Consider the following 21,779-nt stretch of genomic DNA (forward strand, 5'->3'; position numbering starts at 1 on the left):
TTTATGAACCTTTCCGGGAGACAAATCGCAACCTATGTGCTTCTGTTCGCTCTAGGAGGGGGGATTGGTGGCCTACTCAGTCGTCAGAGTTGGACCTTGACCTCCAACCCCTCTAATCCTGGGTCTAACTTGACGTTAGATCCTGTGGTGTTGCAGCCGACCCAATGGCAAATCGAGCTTTCCCCAGAGGAGATTGATGGCCACTTAAACGGCAACCCCAACTTTATTGCCAGAGCCGCAGAACGAGTCGGACCGGCAGTGGTGCGTATTGATGCCACCCGTCGCATTAGTTCTCGGGGTTCCAACTCCCTGCAAGATAATCTGTTTCGGCGCTTTTTTGGGGAGGAGTCCCCACGACGGCCAGAGCGTACTGAACGAGGCACAGGGTCGGGCTTTATTTTAGCGGCTGATGGACAAATTCTCACCAATGCTCATGTGGTGGAAGGGGCAGAGGTCGTTGAGGTCACCTTGCGGGATGGCCGTAAGTTTGAAGGTCAGGTGGTGGGCCGGGATGCCTTGACGGATGTGGCGGTGGTGAAAATTGAAGCGGCGGGATTACCCACTGCGACGTTAGGCTCTTCGGATAACTTAGTGGCCGGCCAATGGGCGATCGCCATCGGCAACCCTCTCGGTTTAGATAACACCGTGACCGTCGGCATTATCAGCGCCACCGGACGGTCGAGCGCCCAGGTGGGAATTAGTGATAAGCGGGTGCGTTTTGTGCAAACCGATGCGGCCATCAATCCGGGTAATTCTGGGGGTCCGTTACTCAATGATCGAGGGGAAGTGATTGGGGTAAACACAGCCATTCGCGCTAATGCTCAGGGCCTCGGCTTTGCCATTCCCATTGAAACTGCTCAACGCATTGCCGAGCAACTGTTCGCCTCTGGTAAAGCTCAACACCCGTTCCTTGGGGTAGAAATGCTGGACTTAACCGCTGAAATTGTCGCTGAACTAGAACGGAATTCTCACGTCAACCTCAATTTAACTCAAGACTATGGGGTTCTAGTTCAATCCGTCCGTCCCAACTCTCCTGCGGCCCGTTCAGGAATCCGTGTCGGCGATATTATTACCCGCATTGATGGGCAAATGGTGGATACGGCGCTGGATGTGCAGGCAGCAGTGGAGCGAACCGAGGTAGGTCAACGAATCCCCATTGAAGTCCTGCGGGACGGCGAGGTGCTGACAATTCCCGTCCGTCCCGAGGCTATGTCCGAGCATGACAGTTTTGGTTAGTTACTCACAGCTGGGGCTATCTCCCTCGGGGCTGTCAACTTGGGAGACTTGGCGGTCAAGTTCCATGCGTTGTTCCATTTGGCGCAAAAAATAACCGGTCATCATGGCTGAGGCGAGCATCCCAGCCATATTTTCGCGATCGGTGGAGATTTGGACGTTAAACTCTTCAGAAGGAAGCACGCCGATAAGTCCTTGAACATTCCGAGAGATGATGTCCTTGATTTCTGGACTAGCCGACTTGGCGACCCGTGCCAGAATGTCTGGGGATTGGTGTTGCAGATAGGCGAGAAGTTGGTTGCTAACCTCCTCACTTTCTTTCATCTGAGCAAAAATTTCTGGGTCGAAAACCATGAGCCTCTCAGTTACGTCGGTGGATCAACAGTGGATGAACCTTAGAGCAAACTTGGATCAAACAATGTGGCTACATCCTCTAGTGTAGGCCATCACTCTACCCCTTGGCGATCCAATCAAGGGACTGCACGGTGCCTTGTAGTTGAAAATACTGGTGGAATTTGTCCGTCAGGCGTAATTCGTAGGAGCGGCCATCGGCAGACTTGCGGCGACGGACTAACCCGAGTTCGACTAAGTCTTTCACTTGTTGATAGGCGCCAGACCCCCGCAATTCCACGAGATCTGACTGTAGCAGGGGTTGCTTGATGGCGATCGCCGCCAGGGTGCGTTGGGCCCCGAGTCCGAGTTCGGCTGGCACTAACTCTAACATCACATCTTGGAAACTTTCCCGCAGTTGCAGGCTATAGTGACCTTTGAGTTCGACAATTTCCAGGGCACTATCCCGTCGAGCGTAATCATCCATCAATTCCAACAGGGCCTCTTGGACTTGGGGGCGATCGCAGCCAGCACAGTCGGCTAACTGGCTCAGGGATAGGGCCTGTCCTTTCAAATATAAAATTGCTTCTAAGACGGTCGCTAAGCGCCGCTGGGGCTGTTTCTGAGTCGGTTTCATAGGGTTCGCTGCGGGCCACAGAGTCTCACGGAACTGCCGCAATCATCGATTATAGGCCGTCTGCTGTCGAGGGGGGACATCTCCCTGGGGAACTCAGCTACTGAGGTGAGGGGTTGGGCCTGGGTTTTGAAACTACCGGTTAGGATGGGTCTTGGCTCAACAACACCTCAAAACTCTCGCGGCCATGAATGCGGTAGAAGAAAAAGTCTGAATCTAGGGTCAGAATTTGGCGGTAGCCGGTTTGTTCGGCTAAAAGGACGAGGCTGGCATCGGCGAAGTCCATAGGGCGATCGCGATACTGTTCCATCAATTCTAGAAGTCTCGGGATGAGATCGGGAGCAATCTCATAGGTGAGGAACAACCCTTCGAGGAGTAAGTTGCCGACTCGTTTCTGCATCGCCCACCCCCCACGACGGGAGGTGAGGTACATCGCTTCAGCCAAGCAAGGCCAGGTGGTAATCAGGGGTTGTCCGTAACCTGAGATCCATCGTTTATAGACATTATGTTGAGCTTGGGTGGGATCGACGAGACAGAAGAGTACACCCGTATCGCCGATAATCATAGCTCTAAGCCTTGCTTGCGATACTTTTCAATAATTATCGCTTCAATTTCTGATTTGCTTGGTTTTACGGTAGTCCGCTCCATGGGCGGTTCTGGGCTTTCTAAGTCCTGGAACCATTTTGCCCAAGCGGCACCATAGTCGCGATTTGGGTCGGGTTGGTCTGTCATTGTCTGCTGTCCCTCGATCGCCGAGTCTCCATTCTGGTCTTCATGGCGATCGCGCTGTTCTTGTTCCCCGAGAAGCGTTAAAGCGGCACGTACCACCTCAACCGCAGAGGGATAATGTCCCTGGTCTACATGATGTTGAATCATCTCTTCAAGTTCGCCGGGAAGAATAATAGTCATGGCTTTGTGATGCGGGGGTTGACAAGGGGCGATCGCCCCTAACTTTTTCCAGTATACGAGAGGGATAGAGTGGCCCGCAAACAACCATCAGGACGTACCCGAGAGTACATCCTGATTAGAGAAAAGCGAGAACGTTGTTGGCTTAACGGTTGACCCGAGTCAGTAACACCCCTTGACTATCGCTGAGGGTGAGGGTTCGTAAATCGCTAATGTCTAGCCCTGGAGAGGTGAGGGCAATCTCCCACTCCTCTAAATCCAGTTGTAGCCAATCCCCCAAGGTGACCGTGAGGGGATCACCGCCCATGTGAGTGGCGATCGCCACCTGTTCCGTTTCATCAGGACTGGTGCGTAGTCCGTAATAGAGCGTCGCCGTCTCTTCATCAATATGATTGAAGCGATCGCGAGCGCCGAAATTCTCCCGCAACCAGGGCCGCGCCAAACGGAACTGCCGTAACTGCCGATTGTAGGCCGTCTGTTGAGCATCTAAAAATTGCTCATGGTTCCAAACATTACAAATCTCATGAGCATCCTCCATAAAGGCGGTGGCAAACTCTTTCAGTTTACCCACATCCAACTCTTGCAGAATGGGAGACTTCTCCGACACATTGAGTTTTTGTAACTCGGCGGCCGACGTGAGACTTTTCGCCTCCTCTTTCATCTCCGTGGAGTCAGACTGATGCCCCAAATGACGCTGACAAATGTGAGCCACTTCATCCAGGTCATAATCCGTCTCTTCAATGGCATGTTGCAAGCCGCGCATAAACTGACGCAACTCACCAATTTTTCTAAATCCCATGCGTTTCAGACGCGGAAAAATGCCCGAGAGGTCATAAACCTCCGGTTCAACTTGCCAATCCAAGAACCCGGCTTCTTCCGCGACCACCTTCACCCCATAGCGGTCATCCGTATTGCGCAGAAAACCCCAGGGCGCGCGCATAGTGCAGTTAATAAAGTCCATCGGCAACCCCGGACTAAAGCCATAGACCAACATCGTAATTGCCGGGTTATCGTAGGCATTATTCAACACCTCCGGCAAGGTTTTCCCCAAATTCCAGTTAATGGGCATCTCCGGGTCAACTTGTGTCCCGCGCCGTAGGGTATCGTGATTACCGCAGCCGGTAATCCAGTTCGCCCCCACCTGCATCACTTCACAAACCCGCTTCCATTTACGACTCCAAAACTTCTGTAAACTGGGAGTATTATGGGCAAAAACCAGCGGTCCCCATTGGAAACTTTCCGGGAGAAACTCAATAATATCCCGATAGGTAGAAATCTCTTCCCAACCTTCTGCCGGCCAGGGTCGTCCATCCTCAAAAATGGTGTAGGGGTAGCGACAACTGCCCGCAATTTCCTGAGGAACCTGGGCCATTTCTTGCAGGTACACATCATCATACTCCACCCGACCGGACATGGGATTGAAGTATTTAAAATCTTGGGCCCCATCAACGCGAATACCGTCCACACCCGTATCTGACTTGCGGCGCTGCATTTCCAAGAGGATAGCCCGCACTCCCGGGTTCTGGTGGTTCACATCCTGCCCATACATATTCGGTCCTTTTAAAAAGCGACCATTGAGGAGATTCAGGGCTTGGTTGTCAGCATGACCATAGACAATGTCATACACCACTTGAATCGGTCCAGTGGAGAAATTATGGAGAGTTTCAATAAACTCTACCACTTCATCAGGACGCTGGGTTTCCAAGACCGAGGGATTGGTGGCCGCCATGCCAAAAATAACGATGTCATAGCCCCAATTTTCCGTGTCCGGCTTCTTCAGTTGCACCTTAATTTCATCGGATTCATGTTCAATGGACTCACTCTCGGGGTCCATCTGTAAGCGGTCTTCATCGCTACACAAAAAGAAGCCATGACCATGTTCGCGATGACCAAGATATTCCACCGTGGGTTCGATGGGTAGGAGTTGCACCGCCTCATAGCCGACATAGTTTTCTTCGGCTGGGGTGAGGGGTTCACCGTTGGCTAGTTTGTCGGAAATCTTTTGGAAAAGTTGGGTTAACCCAGAAAGGTAGCCATTGGGGGAGGCGGTGTTGACATGAAGCTGTAAGATGTTCGTGGGCGGCTTGACTTTGACGGGGCTACCATCGTCCGTGCGGAATTGTTGGAAATAAGCCTTATCCCGGCGATCGCGCTGGAGTTTGTCGCGATCGTACAGTTCTGCTGGCGCATAGACCCCATAGGGCAAGGAATCCGCTAGAAAGTCGCCAATGGTACTAACATCGTTGTCATAGTCGAGATACCGCAGCCAGTAAAACGAGCCAAACTGGTTGGCGTCTCCAGCTTTCATTCCCGACAAGACTCCCCACATATATTCCCCATCCCGCTGTAGATTCACATACTCGCGGCGGAAGGTCACCGTTTGCAAGTCTTGGCTGGGATGGATGTCTCCGAGGGGGGTGAAGATTTCCAAATAGATGTTTTTCGGTTGAATCTCCCCAGGACTGAGTTCAGGAACCCAGAAGCCAATTTCCGTCAACCCATCCGGGCGATAGTAGGCCCCTAAACGGCGGGCGATTTGTTGGGATTTATGAAAAATTGTCTCATCTGAGGCTTGAACCCCCTGCACCCAATCCAGGAGTTTTTGAGTTTCATCCGCAACAAGGGTAATTTCAGCGGCGCGACGAGTGGTTGTAACCATAAGTTCTCTTGGGATATCGATGATTGTTCAAGAATGGTGTAAATCAGGAGAGTTGGCTGTCTCCTCTCCCTCGTGACTTGGCTCTGGCCAAGTCATGCTCTCTTCCTCTCTCCCTCGTGACTTGGCTCTGGCCAAGTCATGCCTTTGGGGAGGCTCTGCCTCCCGAGTGCAGGCGGCAGAGCCGCCTAAGGCCCGTGTCATGGCTGGAGCCATGGCACGAGGAAACGAGGAAGAGGAAAGAGTCGGCACGAGGAAAGTGAGGAAAGCCATAACACGACGAGAGCAGGGCTTAGGCGTCAGGCTTATGTTTAAAGACCATCACACTCAAGGGAGGCAAACATAAGGGCAAGGCCTGGTGCCATTTGGGATTCGACCACTCCACTGTGGCTTTGCCGCCGCCGTTGCCCATATTGCTGCCGCCATAGCATTCGGCATCACTGTTGAAAAGCTCTTCATAGAAGCCGGCCTGGGGCACACCAATCCAATAGTCATGGTGGGGAACCGGGGTGAAGTTACAGACGGTGACGACAAACTCATCGCTGTATTGGTCTTTGCGGATAAAGGAGACGACGCTGTTGTCGGCATCGTTGCAGTCAATCCATTCAAAGCCCTCATCGGAGAAGTCCTGGGTGTAGAGTGCCGGTTGGCTGCGATAGATGCCATTGAGGTCTTTGAAGAACTGCTTAAACTTCTGATGAGACTCGTGATTGAGCAGTTCCCATTGCAAATCTCCCCAAGCATTCCATTCTTTATGCTGGCCAAACTCCATGCCCATAAACATGGTTTTCTTGCCAGGGTGGGTAAACATATAGCTGAACAGACAGCGCAGATTGGCGAATTTCTGCCAGTCATCCCCAGGCATCCGATCCCAGAGGCTACCTTTGCCATGCACCACCTCATCGTGGGATAACGCCAACATAAAGTTTTCACTGAAGGCGTACATCAAACTGAAGGTGACATGGTTGTGATGATAGCGGCGATGGATGGGATCTTCGCTGAAGTAGTCCAGCATGTCGTGCATCCAACCCATGTTCCATTTGAAGTTAAAGCCTAAGCCGCCGAGATAGGTGGGCCGGGAGACGAGGGGCCAGGCGGTGGATTCTTCGGCGATGGAGAGGATGCCGGGATAATAGCCAAAGATGAGATAGTTCAGTTGCCGTAGGAAGTCGGCGGCTTCTAGGTTTTCATGGCCGCCGTAGCGGTTGGGAACCCACTCGCCATCGTTGCGGTTGTAGTCCAGGTACAGCATCGAGGCCACGGCATCGACGCGAATGCCATCGATGTGGTACTTGTCAAACCAGAAGAGGGCATTGGAGACGAGGAAGTTACGGACTTCGTGACGGCTGTAGTTGAAGACGTAGGTTCCCCATTCTTTGTGTTCTCCTTTGCGGGGGTCGTCATGTTCGTAGAGGTGGGTTCCGTCAAAGTACGCTAGGCCATGGCTATCTTTGGGGAAATGGCCGGGAACCCAATCCACAATCACGCCCAGGTCGTTGGCGTGACATTGGTCAACGAAATACATGAAGTCTTCGGGACTGCCGAAGCGGGAGGTGGGGGCGAAATAGCCAGCCACTTGATAGCCCCAGGAACCATCATAGGGATGTTCGGCGATGGGGAGGAGTTCAATGTGGGTGTATCCCAGATCTTTGACGTAGGGGATGAGTTTGTCGGCGAGTTCTCGGTAGGTGAGGAAGCGTCCTTCGGGTTTCTCGGAGACGCGCACCACCTCACCGCTGTCGGGGGGATGTTCCGCGCCGGTATGGAGCCAGGAGCCGGCATGGAGTTCGTAGACGGAGATGGGCTGGTCGTGGGGGTCTTGGTGACGACGTTGTTCTAACCAGTCTTCATCTTGCCATTGGTATTGGTTGAGGTCCACGACTTTGGAGGCGGTGTCGGGCCGCACTTGTTGGGCGAAGCCGTAGGGGTCAGATTTGAGGTAGATGTGTCCTTCTGGGTTTTTGATTTCGTATTTATAAATGGTTCCTGAGGGCAGTTGGGGGATAAACAGTTCCCAGATTCCGCTCTCGGTACGTTCCATTTGGTCTTTGCGGCCGTCCCATTCGTTGAAGTCGCCAACGATGGAGACGTTACGGGCGTTGGGGGCCCAGACGGCAAAGTAAACCCCGGCAATGCCGTTGATTTCGGTGGGGTGGGCGCCGAGTTTTTCGTAAATGCGATGGTGGTTGCCTTCGGCGAAGAGATAGCGGTCAAATTCGGTGAGTTTGGCGGAGCGGAAGGCGTAGGGGTCATAGAAGACTCGTTCGCGATCGCCCTCTTTGACTTTCAGTTGATAGTTTTTCAGCTCAGCGGCCTCAATCTCGCATTCAAAGAAATTTGGATGATGGACGCTGTGCATCGGGTAACTCTCCCGTTCTTCGGGACGAATGACCCAGGCGGCATCGGCTTTGGGGAGATAGGCTCGCACCACCCAAGCACTTTTACCGTTGTTGTCGGAGAGTTTGTGAGATCCTAAAACTTCAAAGGGGTTCTGGTGTTGATTGTTGGTGATTTTTTGGATTTGTTCAGGGGCAACGATAGTCATAATATTGAAATTAGGTGGTCAGTTAAAACCGCGTAAGCTACCATCAACACGGTTGGATCGGCTGTTTTGAAACTATTATCCAAACAGACCCAAACACTCTAAAAATGCTGATTGAAAAAAGCGTTATTTCTGCTCATCACAGGCAACAGCAGTCTCAAGCTTTAGGCAACTGTTGCCCTACACAAGAACACCCAAGGGGAGCAATGGCCACGGCTTCAGAGACTGAGCCCATCACCCGCTGACTGCTCGGGGAAGACAGAAATGCTCGAACCTGTTAGGTTTGACAGTTCCAGATTTCCCAGTGTCCGTCAAGTCAAAACAGTTACAAATCTGGGAATCTTAATCTAGTTTTAAGGTTTGCCTCGAATGGGACAAGAGGACCCCAACCTACTGTTAACTTGCCACATTGGCTGACCGAAAACCTCTATCACGGGGTAGAGTTTAAGGACGATTGTTGTTCGATATGATCATAGACTTCCTCGACTTTCTCGATGGTTTCCTCGGGGTCTTGCTGAGCGGAACGCTGCACATAGTTGATTTTCACTTCTTGCAAGACGTTGGAAATCAGGCTCTGCAATTCATCGAGGGTGGCCTGATCTTGTAGTTCCTGACGTAGGGCGGTCTGGAATTGCCCGGTGAGTTCGTCAAAGCGTTCTCGCCCTAATTCGTCGGCGTAGGCGTTGGCAAGGGTTTGACAGGTGGCGTTGGCGAGGTAGTCGGCGAGTTGGTCGGTTACGTTTTTGGGAAGATGTCCTAAGGCGGGGACGTTTTCCACCAGTTCCATAAAGGCGGATTCCCGTAAGGCTTCGGAGATGGAATGGTTGAGGAGGGATTTGATTTCCGGCTGGACTTGGGGGAGAACCTTATAGATGCTCAGTTCTAGGAGGCGATCGCTGATGGCTTGTAGACTATTGGCCTCGCCGACGGAGACATAATCGCTGGGATTCAAGATTCCTCGGGCCACATCCCCGTTTTCGACGGCTTCCTGGAGTTGGTTGAGGGTGCGGATGGTGACAAATTCTGAGATATGATCCGACAGGTAAATGGCCGGCTCATGAATCATTTGAGAGAGGATATGTTCAATGTTGGCCACTTTTCCCTGATGTAGCCGCACGGTGACGGGGAGAATCCGCAACCAACGCCAGACGGGAATAAAGAGAAACCAGTCATACCACCGCCGCAACATCGCATCAAACCAACTCAGACCGACACGACGACGGGAGGCGATGAGGGTTAACGCCAGAAATTCCAGGGCAAAAAAGCCGATAAACCAGATGTCAATGCGCCAGTAGCCGTCGTAGGGTTGGCCGTTGTCGTCGATTTTTCGGTAGTAGTTGGTGGCGAGGAGGGGGATGATTTTGGTTTGAAAGAAGTTCAGTTCGCTGAGGATATCCTGCGATCGCAAATATTCGGGACTCCAAAATTGATGAAAGGCAACTTTGACGGAATCTTGTTCGAGGCGATCGGTAATGCGACGCTGTAATTTGGCAAAGGTGCTAAATTTACCGGAGGCGATGAAGGGATTTTCCTCGATGAGAGCGTTACTCTCCTGCTGAAGACGTTCTAGGGATTGTTGGACGTCGGGGGAGTCGAGGCCAACGTCGGGGATTTGACTGAGGAGGCGCTCGAAGGTTTCTTGGTATTGTTCGGTTTGAGGGTGGGGTTCAATCCCTTTGATGGGATCGTAGAGGTGAACCACCTGGGGGGTATAGCGTAGATAGATATCTCGGAGGGGGACGTAACTAGCGTTGAAGAGTGCCAGAATCAGATTCAGGAGAGCGAGAACGGCGGTGCATTTGATCCAAATTGACATCCACCGTTTATCGGGGAGTAGTGGGGTGTTGAGCATATTGGAGAATCGGTAATGAATAATTAAACGGCAAAAGGTTAGGACGGATGGGGGGTTGGAGTCGTCCTGTATCTATGATATGAAAAAGTAGAGATGCGATCGCTCACATCTCTACCTGGGGGATAATTGGGTCATCTAGGGAATTTACCTGGGATGGTTCTCTAAATTACACCAGGACCTTTGCCACGATCATCATGGTCAGCTTCGAGTTTGCCGGCTTCGTCGGTTTGATTCACCGTTTCTAACTCTTTGGCCCGTTGGGCTTTCAGGGCTTGTTCTTTCTCCCGTAGGTCACCGGGTTCTTCATAGTACATTTCCGGTTCAATGGCATAGTTGTTGGCTAAGCCTTCCCGATCCACGGTGTAACCTTTGGTGGTGTCGAGGTGACCTTGGTTGGGGTCTTTGGCAGGTTCTGGGGTTTTCTTGAAGTTTTCCCCTTCTTGTTTCATGCGATCGCCCACTTCCGCAGGGGTGATGTTGCGATCATAACTGGGGGCTTGTTGGTTAATGTTTTGGTCAGTTGTCATAATGGGAACTCCCTTTAATGGTGTCAGTTTACAAATGCTAGATTGAGAAATCTGTCAAAGCCTTGACTTGGCAGAACAAATGCGGCTCTCTATTGTTGCGTATCAATACCAGGCACGACGTTGGGGCGTTCTTTATCTTCCCAACCGGGCGGACGCTTGGAGTTATACCAGGCCAGTGAGCCTAAACCTGCTGCGGCGATGAAGCCAACAACCCCGACAATCACAGCGAAAGTGGGATAAGAAAAGGCTTGTTCTGCACCCGTTGTTAATAAGTAAGTCATAGGTAAGTTGGTGTGAAGGTCTTCTGTTTACCGTTACTAACCATAGTAGGGGGGACAGGGGGGGGGAGTACATCTACCTACAAGTAGAGGTTGTTGTGATGTAGCACTCAGTCTTTAGTTAGAGTCTTTAGTTAGAGTGTTGGGTTCGGGGCAGATCTTAGGTTAGAGTAACGAAATCAAGCGGTCTTAGCGGGGGAAGGGCTTAGCATCCCGCGATCGCAGGTCATTTTAAGGTTGGGCTAGTCGGCCCTGTTCAGAGAATATCCATGACGGCTATTTTGCAAGAAATCCAAACTCGTCTCATCCAAATCATTGGCGAGGCGGTGCAGTTATTACCGGCTATCCTCGTGGCCGCAGTCATTCTGGCCCTGACGAAATGGGGTGCTAAGAATTTTCAGCGGGTGGTTTATCAAGGTGCGCGTCGTCTGTTGCGAAGTCGCTCCCTACAGTCGTTGGTGTCCCAAATTAGCTATGTGGCGGCTTGGGTGACGGGGATTCTAGCGGCGGCGGTGATTGCCTTTCCCAATTTAGGGTTGGGAGATATCGTGGCCCTACTGGGTTTGGGTTCGGTGGCCATTGGTTTTGCCTTTCAGGATATCTTTAAGAATTTCCTGGCGGGGATTTTGCTATTGTTGCAAGAACCCTTTGAACTCCATGATCAGATTATCGTGGGGGATTTTGAGGGGATTGTGGAAGAGGTGGCCATCCGCTCAACGCAAATTCGCACCTATCGCGGCGAGCAGGTGTTGATTCCCAATTCGATTGTCTTTACCAGTCCGGTGACGGTGTTGACGGCGTTTTCCTCTCGGCGCACGGATTTGGCGATTGGGGTGGATTACAATACTCCCCTACCCATGGCGGTTCAAGTCTTAAAAGAGGCTCTTGATGGGGTGGAGGGGATTATGACGGAACCGGAGGTGGAAGTGGATGTGGTGGGATTTGGGGATAGTTCTATTGATTTGTTAGTGCGCTACTGGACGTTACCGCAACGATTGGAGGTGCGGCGGGCCCAAACGCGGGTGATGATTGCCCTCAAGGCGGCCTGCGATCGCGCTGATATTAGTATTCCCTATCCCATTCGCACGGTCTATCATTATGACCAGCGGGAGTTTAATGAGTTGTTTTCCCGTTCGGAGAGTCAGAATTAGGACTGTTCTAATTGAGAAAGGAGCGATCGCCGATCGGGGGAATCAGTCGCGACATTCTTCTGAGGGCCAGTCTTGGAATGGCTCGATGCCGTGGGCTTTGAGTTGACGCTGTAGTTCCTCGTTTTCACCTCGAATGATGTCGTTGGTGGCGTAGGCATCTCCCAGCTCTTGTAAGTCACGCTCGACAGATCGCGCCACCTGGGTTTGGCTCATACAATAGGTGCCATCTGGGAGCATGAAAATCTCTAAGGAGATATCTCCCAACAGAATCTCGGCGCGTTGGGCTTTGATCGTGTTGGCCATAATCGGTCTTTTTGCTTTTTAAACGGATTACCTGAGTGTGCTAACTGACTGTCAGTTTGTCAAGTGACAGATTGGCAAAACGTCTGTTATCCTGGCAGCAGACCGTGCAACATAGGCTAAAATAGCTCCTGTGATGTTGGGAAGGCCAATGGTAAAAGTTGACGTAGTGGACATTTCGCAGTGGTGGCCAGTTGGCAAAGATGGAGAGCCACTATCTGTTTATGCCGTACATAAACAGATAGCCGACAAACCGTTCGCCGTAACCCGCCACACGCTGACTCGCGCTCGCGACGGGCAGCTAGAAAAAGCTGCCATAACTAACCTGAAGAACTTGGCCGAGATTTGCTCGGTATGGGCGAAGCAGAAAGTTACTATTGATGAAATCATCAAGGAACGATGAATTTCGGTCAGGGCAGGGGTAAAGAGAACAGACTGTGTAACTCATGCTTGTACTTGAGAATAGAACGCACCACCCTCGCCAGTCCCCAATCATCACTCGAGATAAGCTACCGTTACCCCCGCGCCGCCTTCCTTTTGTGGGGCCAACTCGAAGTTTTTAATATGCGGCGATCGCCCCAAAATCTCATGAACTCCCTGGCGTAACTTGCCAGTTCCCTTACCATGAATAATCCACAACGCACCCCCAACCGGAACCGCCTGGGCGATCGCCTCCTCTAAGCGAGGTTCAGCCTCATGTACCCGACTTCCCCGCACATCCAAGGTATTTTGTGAGGTACGCACAAGGGGGGCCGTCTTCACTGTAGCCGCCGGGGCCGCCGTCTGACTGGATTTCTCAGGGGTGGCTTTAGCTTTCGGCTGGGGTAGATCCGGTTTTTCCCCAGACAGCGATTCCACATCCGCCAAGGGAACCTCCATCTTCATTAACCCGAAGCGCACCGTTAACTCACCCTCTTTCTCAATCGCCAACACCTCCGCCGTTTGCCCTAAGCGGGGAATGCGAACGCGATCGCCCACCTTCGGGGCAAATCCCGGTTTGGGTTTCGGCGGTTTCGAGGCACTGGGGAGCCGTTGCTGACGAATACGCTCCATAGCCTCAGTGGCCTGTTGAGCATCCTGAGCCGTCGCATGGCCCTGTTGCAAGCGACGAATCACCTTGGCAATTTCCGCTTTTGCCTCATCAATGGCCGCCTGAACCGCTTGTTCCTGTTGCAGTTTCAGGTTTTCCTCGCGACGGCGTAACTGTTCGGCCTTCTCACTAATCTCTTGATTCAACCGTTCCGCCTGGGCCACAATCTGACTGGCTTCATCGGCTTTGGTTTCCTGTCGCCGCCGTTGCGCTTCCAACTCGGCAATGGTTTCATTGACATCAACACTAATCCCCGAACGGACATAATTCTGGGCCGAATCCACCACCTCGGCGGCTAACCCCAGTCGTCGGGCAATCTGCATGGCATTGGAACGGCCGGGAATCCCCCATAACAGGCGATAGGTGGGGGATAAACTCTCGTCGTCAAACTCCACTGAGGCATTCTCAAAGCGGGAATCTTCGTATTTCAAGGCCTTTAACTCGCCAAAGTGAGTTGTGGCCACCGTCAAACGAGTGCGATCGCCCAGATATTGCAACAGGGTAATGGCCAAGGCACTCCCCTCAGAGGGATCGGTTCCCGCACCCACTTCATCCAACAAGACTAAGGCATTCTCATCCTCCGCCACTGCCTCTAAAATGCGACTAATACGGCGGATATGACCGGAAAAGGTGGATAAACTCTGTTCAATAGACTGTTCATCGCCAATATCCGCCAACACTTGCGAGAACCAGGGCAGTTCCACCGGTTCCCGCGCCGGAATAAACAAACCCACTTTTGCCATCAACATGGCTAAGCCGAGGGTTTTTAAGGTAACGGTTTTACCCCCCGTGTTGGGCCCCGTAATCGTCACCACGCGAATGTCAGGAGACATGGAGACATTAATGGGAACCACCGCCTGGCCCTGTTCATGTTTTTCTTGCCAAACCAAGAGTGGATGACGCAGTTGGCGCAGTTCCGTGGCTTGGTTGGCTTCGACAAAGCGGGGTGGGTTGGCCTCTAACCAGATACTGTAGCGGGCCCGGGCTGTGGCTAAATCCAGTTGGGTGACGATCGCCAATAATCGCTCTAAATCGGGAATCACCTCGGCGATGCTTTGGCTGAGTTGGCGTAACACCACTTCTTCGGCGTTTTTCTCTTGTCGCTGGAGGGTTCGCAGTTGGTTGTTTTCGTTGACGATCGCCCGAGGTTCGATATAGAGGGTGGCCCCGGTGGCGGAACTGTCATGAACAATTCCGGGGATTTTCTCTTTTTGCGGGGCTTTGACGGGTAAGACAAAGCGATCGCCCCGACTGGTGATGAGATGTTCTTGCAGGGCGCTTCCCTGACGTTGAATGATGCGGTTGAGGGTTTGGTAGATGCGATCGCGCACCTGTTTAAGTTGACGTCGGATGTCTGCCAGTTGGGGGCTGGCGCGATCGGCGACATCCCCTCGTTCGTCGATACAATGGTGAATCTCTTGTTCCAACTCGGGATAGGTGCGTAATTCTGACACCAACTCTCGTAACACCGGAACTTCTAATTCAGTGTTATCGATCACTCGCCGCAGTTGTCGTGCGCCGGAGAGGGTGGTGGCGATGTTCAGGAGTTCCTCCCCTTGCAACATCCCGCCAATTTCGGCCCGTTCTAGGGCTTCCCATATATCACGAATACCGCCAAACGTCAAGCCATCTTGAGGATTCATTTCCAACCCATAGGCTTCCTGGGTTTGTTGCAGAAGCTGTTGACTCTGTTGGCGATCGCCGGGGATGGCCAGTTGTCGAGCGGCGATAGCCCCGAGTTTAGTGGCGGCGAAGGTGGAGAGATGCTGGCAGACCCGTTGCCATTCTAGGAGATTGAGGGTTTCTTCGCGAATCAAGATCAGCTTAGTGAGGTGTGACGGTAGTGGTGTTGTTATTCTATCGAGAATTGCGGCCGTTCAACAATGGCTGCAACAATGGCTGGGTTCGGGCCGGGATTATGCCAGTTTTAGCCAGTTCCAGAGGGTTCCCAAACTGAGGTTGAGGGATTGAGCAAAGTTGGGGGTGGGGAGGCGATCGCCCTCCTGTTCGATGGAGATAATGCGGCGATCGCCATCAAAGACTTGCACCAGTCGTTCCTTGGGATCAATCAACCAACCCATTTCACTCTCAGCCGCCAAACAATACAGGATATTACTGGCGACGCGAGTCGAAGATTGTTCCGGACTTAAAATCTCAATCGTCCAATCGGGAGCGGCGTTAAAGCGATCGCCAATTTCTCCGTTTTCCGTCAAGGGAATCCGGGCCCAGGAAAACACCGCGATATCGGGAACCAGGGAGCGATCGCCAAAGCTACAGCGCAATTCTGGCAAGGCTAAGGCAATCTTATCGGGTTCCGTCACAGCATTGATGGCCGTGATCAATTTTTGCTGGATGCGGCTGTGACGACCTTGTGGCATGGGTTTTGGGATAATTTGCCCCTCAATGTATTCTTGATAGGGTTTGCGTTCAGGCTGTTGCAAAAACGCCTCTAGGGAGAGACTGGGGGCGATCGCCGTCATGGGTTAACCTCCTTTCACCGCCTCAAACAACGCCGAATAGTCCGAATCTGCCAAACCTTGGGCGATCGCCTCTTCCACCACCTGCGACACCGCCTGACTCAACCCTGCATCAATTCCCATTTTTTCAGCTTCGCGGCTAAACAGATTCATATCCTTTAATAAATGCTTACTGGGGAAATTAGGATTTTCATAATTCCCCGCCATCATCCGCGAGAGTTTCTTATCAAAGGTCGGTGCATACAAGGCACTTTGGCGGACAATCTCCATAAACGCCTCAACATCAAGTCCCTGCTGACGCACCATCGCCAAACTAGCCGCAAATGCCGTTGTCAGGGAGCCAATCAGTTGATTCATCGCCAATTTAACAGCGGAACCACTGCCCACCTCTCCCAGCAAAACAGGCTCCTTGCCGAACACTTGTAAAACAGGCAAACATTGCTCAAACAACGCCGGAGTTGCCCCCACCATCACCAACAATTCTCCAGTTTTAACTTGAGGAATACTTCCCAACACGGGGGCTTCCAGATAAGCACCCCCAGCCGCTTCAATCTTTTGTTGTAGGGTTTGACTTTCACTGGGGGCAATGGTTGCCATTTGCATTAACGTTTTCCCCGTCCATTTTGCTTTAGCCGCGTCACTGAGGAGCGTTTCCTGAATGGCCGCCGCATTGGTGAGCATGGTGATGAGACAGTCAGCTTGTTGGAGAACCTCGACGGGAGAGGATGCGATCGCGCCTCCAGCGGCTTTAATGGGGTCTAGTTTGGCGGCGGTACGGTTATAGGCGATGATGTCATAGTTGGCTTCTAGTAGTTTGAGTGCCATGGGTTGCCCCATTAAACCGGTTCCTAAAATGCCAATTTTCATGTTTTTTTATTCCTTGAATTATGAGAATAATGATTCCCTAGCGAGCGGTGCGTTCTGGCAAGTTCAAATGGCAGTTTCAAAGCTTACAATGATGTTGAGCCAGAACGCACCCTACGGTTCGCCTGGGGTGGGTTATCCCCTCCTGGGAGGGGTTGGGGTGGGTTATCCCCTCCTGGGAGGGGCTGGGGTGGGTTATCTCCTGGGAGGGGCTGGGGTGGGTTCTACCGATATCCCCCCAAGCGATGATCAAGACTCACCGGTCCTGCCCCCGAATAGAGGGTCATCATCAATCCCCCAAGCAGTCCTAAATTCTTGAAAAAGTTTGTCGTTTCCGTTGGGTCAGTTGGATTGTGAAAAATGATGCTAGTGGGAACAATAAAAATAATGAGTAATATCACCCCAATTCTCGTTTTGTAGCCCAAAATTAAAGATAGACTGCCCAAAATCTGAAAGGCAATGGTTCCCACTAATAAAACCTCTGGAAACGGTAATCCTATATTGCCCATCATTGCGGCAACCCCGTCGAAGCCAAAGATTTTAGAAACACCAGCGCGTAAAAAGATGGCCGCTAGGAAAAAGCGAGCGACTACAGGGATGTAATTCATGGCCACAACTCCTTATACTTAAGATTATTGAGTTTTGATAACATCACTTGACAAATTGACTGCCATGGGAATCTTGCAAGACCGCGATCGCACCAAACTCGACAGTAGCGATGATGCCCGATTTTACGAAATTCCGCGCTTCGTCACCCATGTGGATGAGAGCTTCATCGACCAACTGACGCAATTGTATCGCGATCGCCTCCAAGCCAACAGCCACATCCTCGACCTCATGAGTAGCTGGGTGTCCCATCTGCCCGAGGACATCCCCTTTGCTCATGTAGAGGGCCATGGGATGAACGAGGCGGAACTGGAGAAAAACCCCCAATTAGACCATTACATCGTCCAAAACCTCAATCACACCCCTCAACTCCCCTACGCCGATGAGCAGTTTGACGCCGTTCTCAACGCCGTCTCGGTGCAGTACCTCCAACATCCTGAAGCGGTGTTCGCCGAAATCCACCGCATCCTCAAACCCGGCGGACTGGCCATCATCAGCTTCTCCAACCGAATGTTCTACCAAAAAGCCATTCAAGCCTGGCGGGAGGGAAGTGAAGCTAGTCGAGTGCAACTGGTGAAACGCTATTTTCAAGCCGTTCCCGGTTTTGCAGAACCGGAGGTGATCATTAAAACCTCTGACGTTCCCCCGATTTTGCAAATGATGGGATTTCCTGGAGCTGACCCCTTCTACGCAGTGATTGGCGAAAAAACCCGGGTCAAATTGCCCTAATTGCCCTTAAAAGGGTTGCCATTCAAGCTGAAAATAGAGTTCCTGACGCTGGAAGACATCACGGTTTTCCTGTTCTTGGACGTTAACCAGGGGAATCCCCCAGTCTAGTTTGGCCGAGAAGCGATCGCCCAAGCCTAAGTGAATCCCCAATCCCAGGGAGGCGAGAGTGTTCGTATCCACACTGGCGTCTCCCTGATTCCAAACCGTCCCCACATCCACAAAGGGCCGCAATTCTAAACGATTCTCACCTCCATTGGCCGTCCAAATGGGGAATCGCACTTCCGCCGAGGCGAACAGGCCACTATCGGCTAAGAGAAAATCTTGGCTATAGCCCCGTACGCTAAAGTTCCCCCCTAACCCAAACCGTTCTAGGGGGACCACAGAGGTGGCTGACAGTTGCACATCAGATCGCAATAATAGGGCGGTTCCGTCGGGGGCCAGCAGGCGTAGATATTGGGCTTGTCCTCGCCAATTGAAAAAGCGACCATCGGGTTCGCTACTGTTGATGGTGTCATTGCCGAAAATGGGAATCCCCCAGTTGAACTGCGATCGCGCCGCCAACACTTCCTGAGATCCCCGTTGTGTCCATTCCTGGAAAAAACGGAACACCGAGAGACGGGTTTCCCCTCGCTCATTCGCCCCCACCGAAAGGGGAAAAGGTTGCTCTAACAATGAGGTGTCACTTTCCCGACGCGAAAAGGTCAACCCTAGAGCAAATTCCTCCCCCGGGGAGCGATGAAGGGGTTGACGATAGGTGAGTTCAAAATCCCGAGAGTCAGCGGTGAGATTCAACTGATCAAAGGGACGTTCAATAATTTCACTCCCTGTCAGGCGAAATGAGGTTTCCAGGGTTCCATTGCGGGGATTAATCGGCCGACGATAGCCAGCCTGGAGTTCATGACTGCCCTGGGTGCCACTGTAACTCAGACGAGCGCGATCGCCCCAGCCCGTCAGATTAGCTTCCCGCAGTTCCACCGTCCCGCGATAGGCCCCCACCGTGGGCGATCGCCCACTGTCAATCCTCAGCAACGGGCGAAAACTGGGGGCCTCACTAATCTCCACCTCCAGCAAATTAAACCCCGGACGAGGACTGGCCGAGAGTTCCGCCGAGAGATTCTCAATCAGCGGATCAAGTTGCAATAACTGTAAGGCTTCTAAAAGATCATTGATATTAAGGGGAGTTTGGGCCGCCAAATTGAGGCGCGATCGCACATACCCCGGATTCAGACGGCGATCGCCCGTCACCACAATATCCTCTAACGCCCCCTCAACCACCTGAATCGTCACAATCCCATCCTCAATCGTTTGAGGGGGAAGTAAGGCCCCCGAGGTGATGTAGCCTTGGTCTACATAAAACTGGGTAATGGCTGAACGGGCTTGCAATAAATCCGCAAAGGACATCTCACCGATAAACGGTTCCAAGATAGGTACAAAGTCCTCCGCCGTAAAACGGGTGCTTCCCTCCACACGATAGCCCCGTACCTCTAGCTGGCCATCAAGGTGATCGAGGCGTTCCTCCCGATCTCCATCGGGACGGGGTGGAAGTAACTCCTCCGGTGAGGGGAGTGGCTGGGGATCTCCTAACTCAGGAAATGGATCATCAGGGACTGGACGAACTTGGGCTAAGTAACGGGGTGCGGGTGTTTGAGAGGCCCCAGTCTCTACGGCCACCCCAGGGGACGGTAGGGCCATCGCCACTACCGTCATCCCCATCAGCAACACCCCCGGGGAATCGTAACCGTCATGATTATGTTTGCCCATCCAAGGAAAAATAATATCTGCAAAGATATCCCTAAACTGGTCAGCAGGTGAGTTGTCCCTCAACAGTTGAAGGAGTCCGCCCACCAGTTTGGCATATCTTCATCGGTTTTCAACCCGCACCCGGAAATTTCAGGAACTGGCTCCCGGAGGGCCCGTTAAGGGCCACTGCCTTAGGGAAGCGGAGGAAACTACCGTTATTCCACCATTTCCCCCAGCCCGAGACAGGACAGCAACCGCTAAGCCACAAAACTAACCAAATTAGCGTTGCGGCAGTCCCAGGGCAACCGACCTCTGATACACTTTTACCCGAACCCAACAGACGCTGCTCCTGGACATCAACAATCTGGCGAACAGTCGGGGTTGGGAAATTGAGAGCTATCTTGATTGTGACTTCTATCTATGGGAGACTTGACCACAAGCCTGTCAAGTTGCGTTCTCCTGGGTTTCGCTCACTCAAATCCTCAAAACTTTTGATGACAGCTTGACAGCGAAACGTCCGGAAATATCGTAAGATTGTCCGGTGTGGCATTTTCTAGTGAGTGGTGAACCTCCAGAGATGGAATCCACAGGAAAATGCCGAGTTCTCATGTTCAAGGAGCGTTGCTGTCCTTAAACAGACAGCATTCGTCCCGGAAAAACTGTTAAGAGTTCGTTTACAAAAAATGGGAGCAAGTCCCATCGAACTCACCTATAAATATCTTTTGGGAGAATAGAATTCGTGGAAAGTACCCTCGGGCTAGAAATTATTGAAGTCGTTGAGCAGGCGGCGATCGCCTCCGCTCATTGGATGGGGAAAGGTGAGAAAAACACCGCCGACCAAGTGGCTGTAGAAGCCATGCGTGAGCGTATGAACCAGATTCATATGCGCGGTCGTATCGTCATTGGAGAAGGGGAGCGCGATGATGCCCCCATGCTCTACATTGGCGAAGAAGTCGGAATTTGTACCCAAGAAAACGCCAAACAATTCTGCAACCCCGACGAATTGGTTGAAATCGATATCGCCGTTGACCCCTGTGAAGGAACCAACCTCGTCGCCTACGGACAAAATGGCTCCATGGCGGTGTTGGCAATTTCCGAAAAAGGAGGCCTGTTTGCCGCTCCTGACTTCTACATGAAAAAATTAGCCGCCCCCGCTGTAGCTAAAAACCATGTGGACATCCGTAAATCAGCCACGGAAAACCTCCGCATCCTGGCAGATTGCATGGATCGTAGTGTGGAAGAATTGGTGGTCGTGGTCATGGACCGCCCCCGTCACAAAGACTTGGTTCAAGAAATCCGCAACGCCGGCGCCCGGGTGCGTCTGATTAGTGATGGCGATGTGTCCGCCGCGATTTCCTGCGCCTTCGCGGGGACGAACATCCACGCACTGATGGGAATTGGGGCCGCTCCTGAAGGGGTGATTTCTGCCGCCGCCATGCGCTGTCTGGGGGGTCACTTCCAAGGACAACTCATCTATGACCCCGCCGTGGTAAAAACGGGCTTGATTGGTGAGAGCAAAGAAAGCAACCTCGAACGGCTCGCGAGCATGGGCATTGACGACCCCGATAAAGTCTATGATGCCCATGAACTGGCCTGCGGTGAAACCGTCTTGTTCGCCGCCTGCGGGATTACCCCCGGAACCCTCATGGAAGGGGTGCGCTTCTTCCACGGCGGCGCTCGGACTCAGTCTTTGGTCATCTCCAGTCAAAGCAAAACGGCTCGCTTCGTCGATACCGTTCACATGACGGATGCACCCCGTCGCTTGCAACTGAAATAGAGCGCCTTTTGACTTGACGGGGGGACGTTTCCCAGGTTCGCGCTATACTGAGCCTTAGGGGAACCCCTCCGATTCGACTCCAACCCT

General features: G+C 52.3%; 20 protein-coding genes. 5 read left to right on the forward strand and 15 right to left on the reverse strand.

What is annotated here, in order from left to right; all coding sequences use genetic code 11:
- Positions 1-3 precede the first annotated feature (3 nt).
- Entirely contained in the window at positions 4-1,236 is a 1,233-nt protein-coding gene (locus NEA10_RS14205) for an HhoA/HhoB/HtrA family serine endopeptidase (protein ID WP_252661517.1), read from the forward strand.
- Here the strand turns inward: NEA10_RS14205 and NEA10_RS14210 are convergent, their stop codons facing one another.
- From NEA10_RS14210 to psb35, 9 genes are all read right to left on the reverse strand, one after another.
- Positions 1,237-1,587, reverse strand: coding sequence for a DUF760 domain-containing protein (locus NEA10_RS14210; protein WP_252661519.1), 351 nt, complete (start codon positions 1,585-1,587; stop codon positions 1,237-1,239).
- 97 nt (positions 1,588-1,684) lie between these two features.
- Complete coding sequence (gene scpB, locus NEA10_RS14215; RefSeq protein ID WP_252661528.1) at positions 1,685-2,200, reverse strand: SMC-Scp complex subunit ScpB; 516 nt, start codon at positions 2,198-2,200, stop codon at positions 1,685-1,687.
- Positions 2,201-2,339: 139 nt separating this feature from the next.
- Entirely contained in the window at positions 2,340-2,762 is a 423-nt protein-coding gene (locus tag NEA10_RS14220; protein WP_252661535.1) for a type II toxin-antitoxin system VapC family toxin, read from the reverse strand.
- Positions 2,759-3,106, reverse strand: a complete 348-nt coding sequence (locus tag NEA10_RS14225) for a ribbon-helix-helix domain-containing protein (protein ID WP_252661544.1) — start codon at positions 3,104-3,106, stop codon at positions 2,759-2,761. The genes NEA10_RS14220 and NEA10_RS14225 overlap by 4 nt, the downstream gene beginning before the upstream one ends.
- A gap of 142 nt (positions 3,107-3,248) precedes the next feature.
- Complete coding sequence (gene gghA / locus NEA10_RS14230; protein WP_252661546.1) at positions 3,249-5,762, reverse strand: glucosylglycerol hydrolase; 2,514 nt, start codon at positions 5,760-5,762, stop codon at positions 3,249-3,251.
- 289 nt (positions 5,763-6,051) lie between these two features.
- Entirely contained in the window at positions 6,052-8,304 is a 2,253-nt protein-coding gene (glgB, locus tag NEA10_RS14235; protein WP_252661554.1) for a 1,4-alpha-glucan branching protein GlgB, read from the reverse strand.
- A gap of 427 nt (positions 8,305-8,731) precedes the next feature.
- On the reverse strand, positions 8,732-10,153 hold the full coding sequence (locus NEA10_RS14240) for a hypothetical protein (RefSeq protein ID WP_252661556.1): 1,422 nt from the start codon (positions 10,151-10,153) through the stop codon (positions 8,732-8,734).
- A 161-nt stretch (positions 10,154-10,314) separates the two neighbouring features.
- Positions 10,315-10,680: a hypothetical protein gene (locus NEA10_RS14245; RefSeq protein ID WP_252661558.1), complete on the reverse strand. Its 366-nt coding sequence runs from the start codon at positions 10,678-10,680 to the stop codon at positions 10,315-10,317.
- 89 nt (positions 10,681-10,769) lie between these two features.
- Positions 10,770-10,961, reverse strand: a complete 192-nt coding sequence (psb35, locus tag NEA10_RS14250; protein WP_252661560.1) for a photosystem II assembly protein Psb35 — start codon at positions 10,959-10,961, stop codon at positions 10,770-10,772.
- Positions 10,962-11,227: 266 nt separating this feature from the next.
- Between psb35 and NEA10_RS14255 the strand changes: the two genes are divergently transcribed.
- A complete protein-coding gene (locus NEA10_RS14255; RefSeq protein ID WP_252661562.1) occupies positions 11,228-12,109 on the forward strand; it encodes a mechanosensitive ion channel family protein in 882 nt (293 codons plus the stop codon).
- A 42-nt stretch (positions 12,110-12,151) separates the two neighbouring features.
- Here the strand turns inward: NEA10_RS14255 and NEA10_RS14260 are convergent, their stop codons facing one another.
- Positions 12,152-12,412, reverse strand: coding sequence for a hypothetical protein (locus NEA10_RS14260; RefSeq protein ID WP_252661564.1), 261 nt, complete (start codon positions 12,410-12,412; stop codon positions 12,152-12,154).
- Positions 12,413-12,560: 148 nt separating this feature from the next.
- Between NEA10_RS14260 and NEA10_RS14265 the strand changes: the two genes are divergently transcribed.
- On the forward strand, positions 12,561-12,812 hold the full coding sequence (locus NEA10_RS14265; RefSeq protein ID WP_252661573.1) for a hypothetical protein: 252 nt from the start codon (positions 12,561-12,563) through the stop codon (positions 12,810-12,812).
- A gap of 92 nt (positions 12,813-12,904) precedes the next feature.
- Here NEA10_RS14265 and NEA10_RS14270 read toward each other — a convergent pair whose 3' ends face one another.
- From NEA10_RS14270 to NEA10_RS14285, 4 genes are all read right to left on the reverse strand, one after another.
- Positions 12,905-15,316, reverse strand: coding sequence for an endonuclease MutS2 (locus NEA10_RS14270; protein WP_252661575.1), 2,412 nt, complete (start codon positions 15,314-15,316; stop codon positions 12,905-12,907).
- Positions 15,317-15,415: 99 nt separating this feature from the next.
- Entirely contained in the window at positions 15,416-15,979 is a 564-nt protein-coding gene (locus NEA10_RS14275; protein ID WP_252661577.1) for a Uma2 family endonuclease, read from the reverse strand.
- 3 nt (positions 15,980-15,982) lie between these two features.
- On the reverse strand, positions 15,983-16,843 hold the full coding sequence (locus NEA10_RS14280) for an NAD(P)-dependent oxidoreductase (protein ID WP_252661579.1): 861 nt from the start codon (positions 16,841-16,843) through the stop codon (positions 15,983-15,985).
- Between the two features lie 221 nt (positions 16,844-17,064).
- Positions 17,065-17,448 carry a DoxX family protein gene (locus NEA10_RS14285; RefSeq protein ID WP_252661581.1) on the reverse strand — a complete coding sequence of 128 codons (384 nt, stop codon included), beginning with the start codon at positions 17,446-17,448 and terminating at the stop codon, positions 17,065-17,067.
- 64 nt (positions 17,449-17,512) lie between these two features.
- On the opposite strand from NEA10_RS14285, the gene NEA10_RS14290 reads away from it, so the two are divergent.
- Entirely contained in the window at positions 17,513-18,175 is a 663-nt protein-coding gene (locus tag NEA10_RS14290; RefSeq protein ID WP_252661583.1) for a class I SAM-dependent methyltransferase, read from the forward strand.
- 6 nt (positions 18,176-18,181) lie between these two features.
- Here the strand turns inward: NEA10_RS14290 and NEA10_RS14295 are convergent, their stop codons facing one another.
- Positions 18,182-19,936, reverse strand: a complete 1,755-nt coding sequence (locus NEA10_RS14295; protein ID WP_252661585.1) for a ShlB/FhaC/HecB family hemolysin secretion/activation protein — start codon at positions 19,934-19,936, stop codon at positions 18,182-18,184.
- Positions 19,937-20,654: 718 nt separating this feature from the next.
- Here NEA10_RS14295 and glpX point away from each other — a divergent pair.
- A complete protein-coding gene (gene glpX / locus NEA10_RS14300; RefSeq protein WP_252661595.1) occupies positions 20,655-21,692 on the forward strand; it encodes a class II fructose-bisphosphatase in 1,038 nt (345 codons plus the stop codon).
- Positions 21,693-21,779 lie beyond the last annotated feature (87 nt).

The sequence above is a fragment of the Phormidium yuhuli AB48 genome (genome assembly GCF_023983615.1).
Taxonomy (GTDB): Bacteria; Cyanobacteriota; Cyanobacteriia; order Cyanobacteriales; family Geitlerinemataceae; genus Sodalinema; species Sodalinema yuhuli.

Coding starts and splice junctions, on each gene's coding strand:
- NEA10_RS14285 (WP_252661581.1), bottom strand. CDS start 17,448: ATGAATTACATCCCTGTAGTCGCTCGCTTTTTCCTAGCGGCCATCTTT.
- NEA10_RS14265 (WP_252661573.1), top strand. CDS start 12,561: ATGGTAAAAGTTGACGTAGTGGACATTTCGCAGTGGTGGCCAGTTGGC.
- NEA10_RS14260 (WP_252661564.1), bottom strand. CDS start 12,412: ATGGCCAACACGATCAAAGCCCAACGCGCCGAGATTCTGTTGGGAGAT.
- gghA (WP_252661546.1), bottom strand. CDS start 5,762: ATGGTTACAACCACTCGTCGCGCCGCTGAAATTACCCTTGTTGCGGAT.
- NEA10_RS14275 (WP_252661577.1), bottom strand. CDS start 15,979: ATGACGGCGATCGCCCCCAGTCTCTCCCTAGAGGCGTTTTTGCAACAG.
- NEA10_RS14255 (WP_252661562.1), top strand. CDS start 11,228: ATGACGGCTATTTTGCAAGAAATCCAAACTCGTCTCATCCAAATCATT.
- NEA10_RS14280 (WP_252661579.1), bottom strand. CDS start 16,843: ATGAAAATTGGCATTTTAGGAACCGGTTTAATGGGGCAACCCATGGCA.
- psb35 (WP_252661560.1), bottom strand. CDS start 10,961: ATGACTTACTTATTAACAACGGGTGCAGAACAAGCCTTTTCTTATCCC.
- glgB (WP_252661554.1), bottom strand. CDS start 8,304: ATGACTATCGTTGCCCCTGAACAAATCCAAAAAATCACCAACAATCAA.
- scpB (WP_252661528.1), bottom strand. CDS start 2,200: ATGAAACCGACTCAGAAACAGCCCCAGCGGCGCTTAGCGACCGTCTTA.
- NEA10_RS14295 (WP_252661585.1), bottom strand. CDS start 19,936: ATGGGCAAACATAATCATGACGGTTACGATTCCCCGGGGGTGTTGCTG.
- NEA10_RS14290 (WP_252661583.1), top strand. CDS start 17,513: ATGGGAATCTTGCAAGACCGCGATCGCACCAAACTCGACAGTAGCGAT.
- NEA10_RS14225 (WP_252661544.1), bottom strand. CDS start 3,106: ATGACTATTATTCTTCCCGGCGAACTTGAAGAGATGATTCAACATCAT.
- NEA10_RS14210 (WP_252661519.1), bottom strand. CDS start 1,587: ATGGTTTTCGACCCAGAAATTTTTGCTCAGATGAAAGAAAGTGAGGAG.
- NEA10_RS14220 (WP_252661535.1), bottom strand. CDS start 2,762: ATGATTATCGGCGATACGGGTGTACTCTTCTGTCTCGTCGATCCCACC.
- NEA10_RS14245 (WP_252661558.1), bottom strand. CDS start 10,680: ATGACAACTGACCAAAACATTAACCAACAAGCCCCCAGTTATGATCGC.
- NEA10_RS14205 (WP_252661517.1), top strand. CDS start 4: ATGAACCTTTCCGGGAGACAAATCGCAACCTATGTGCTTCTGTTCGCT.
- NEA10_RS14240 (WP_252661556.1), bottom strand. CDS start 10,153: ATGCTCAACACCCCACTACTCCCCGATAAACGGTGGATGTCAATTTGG.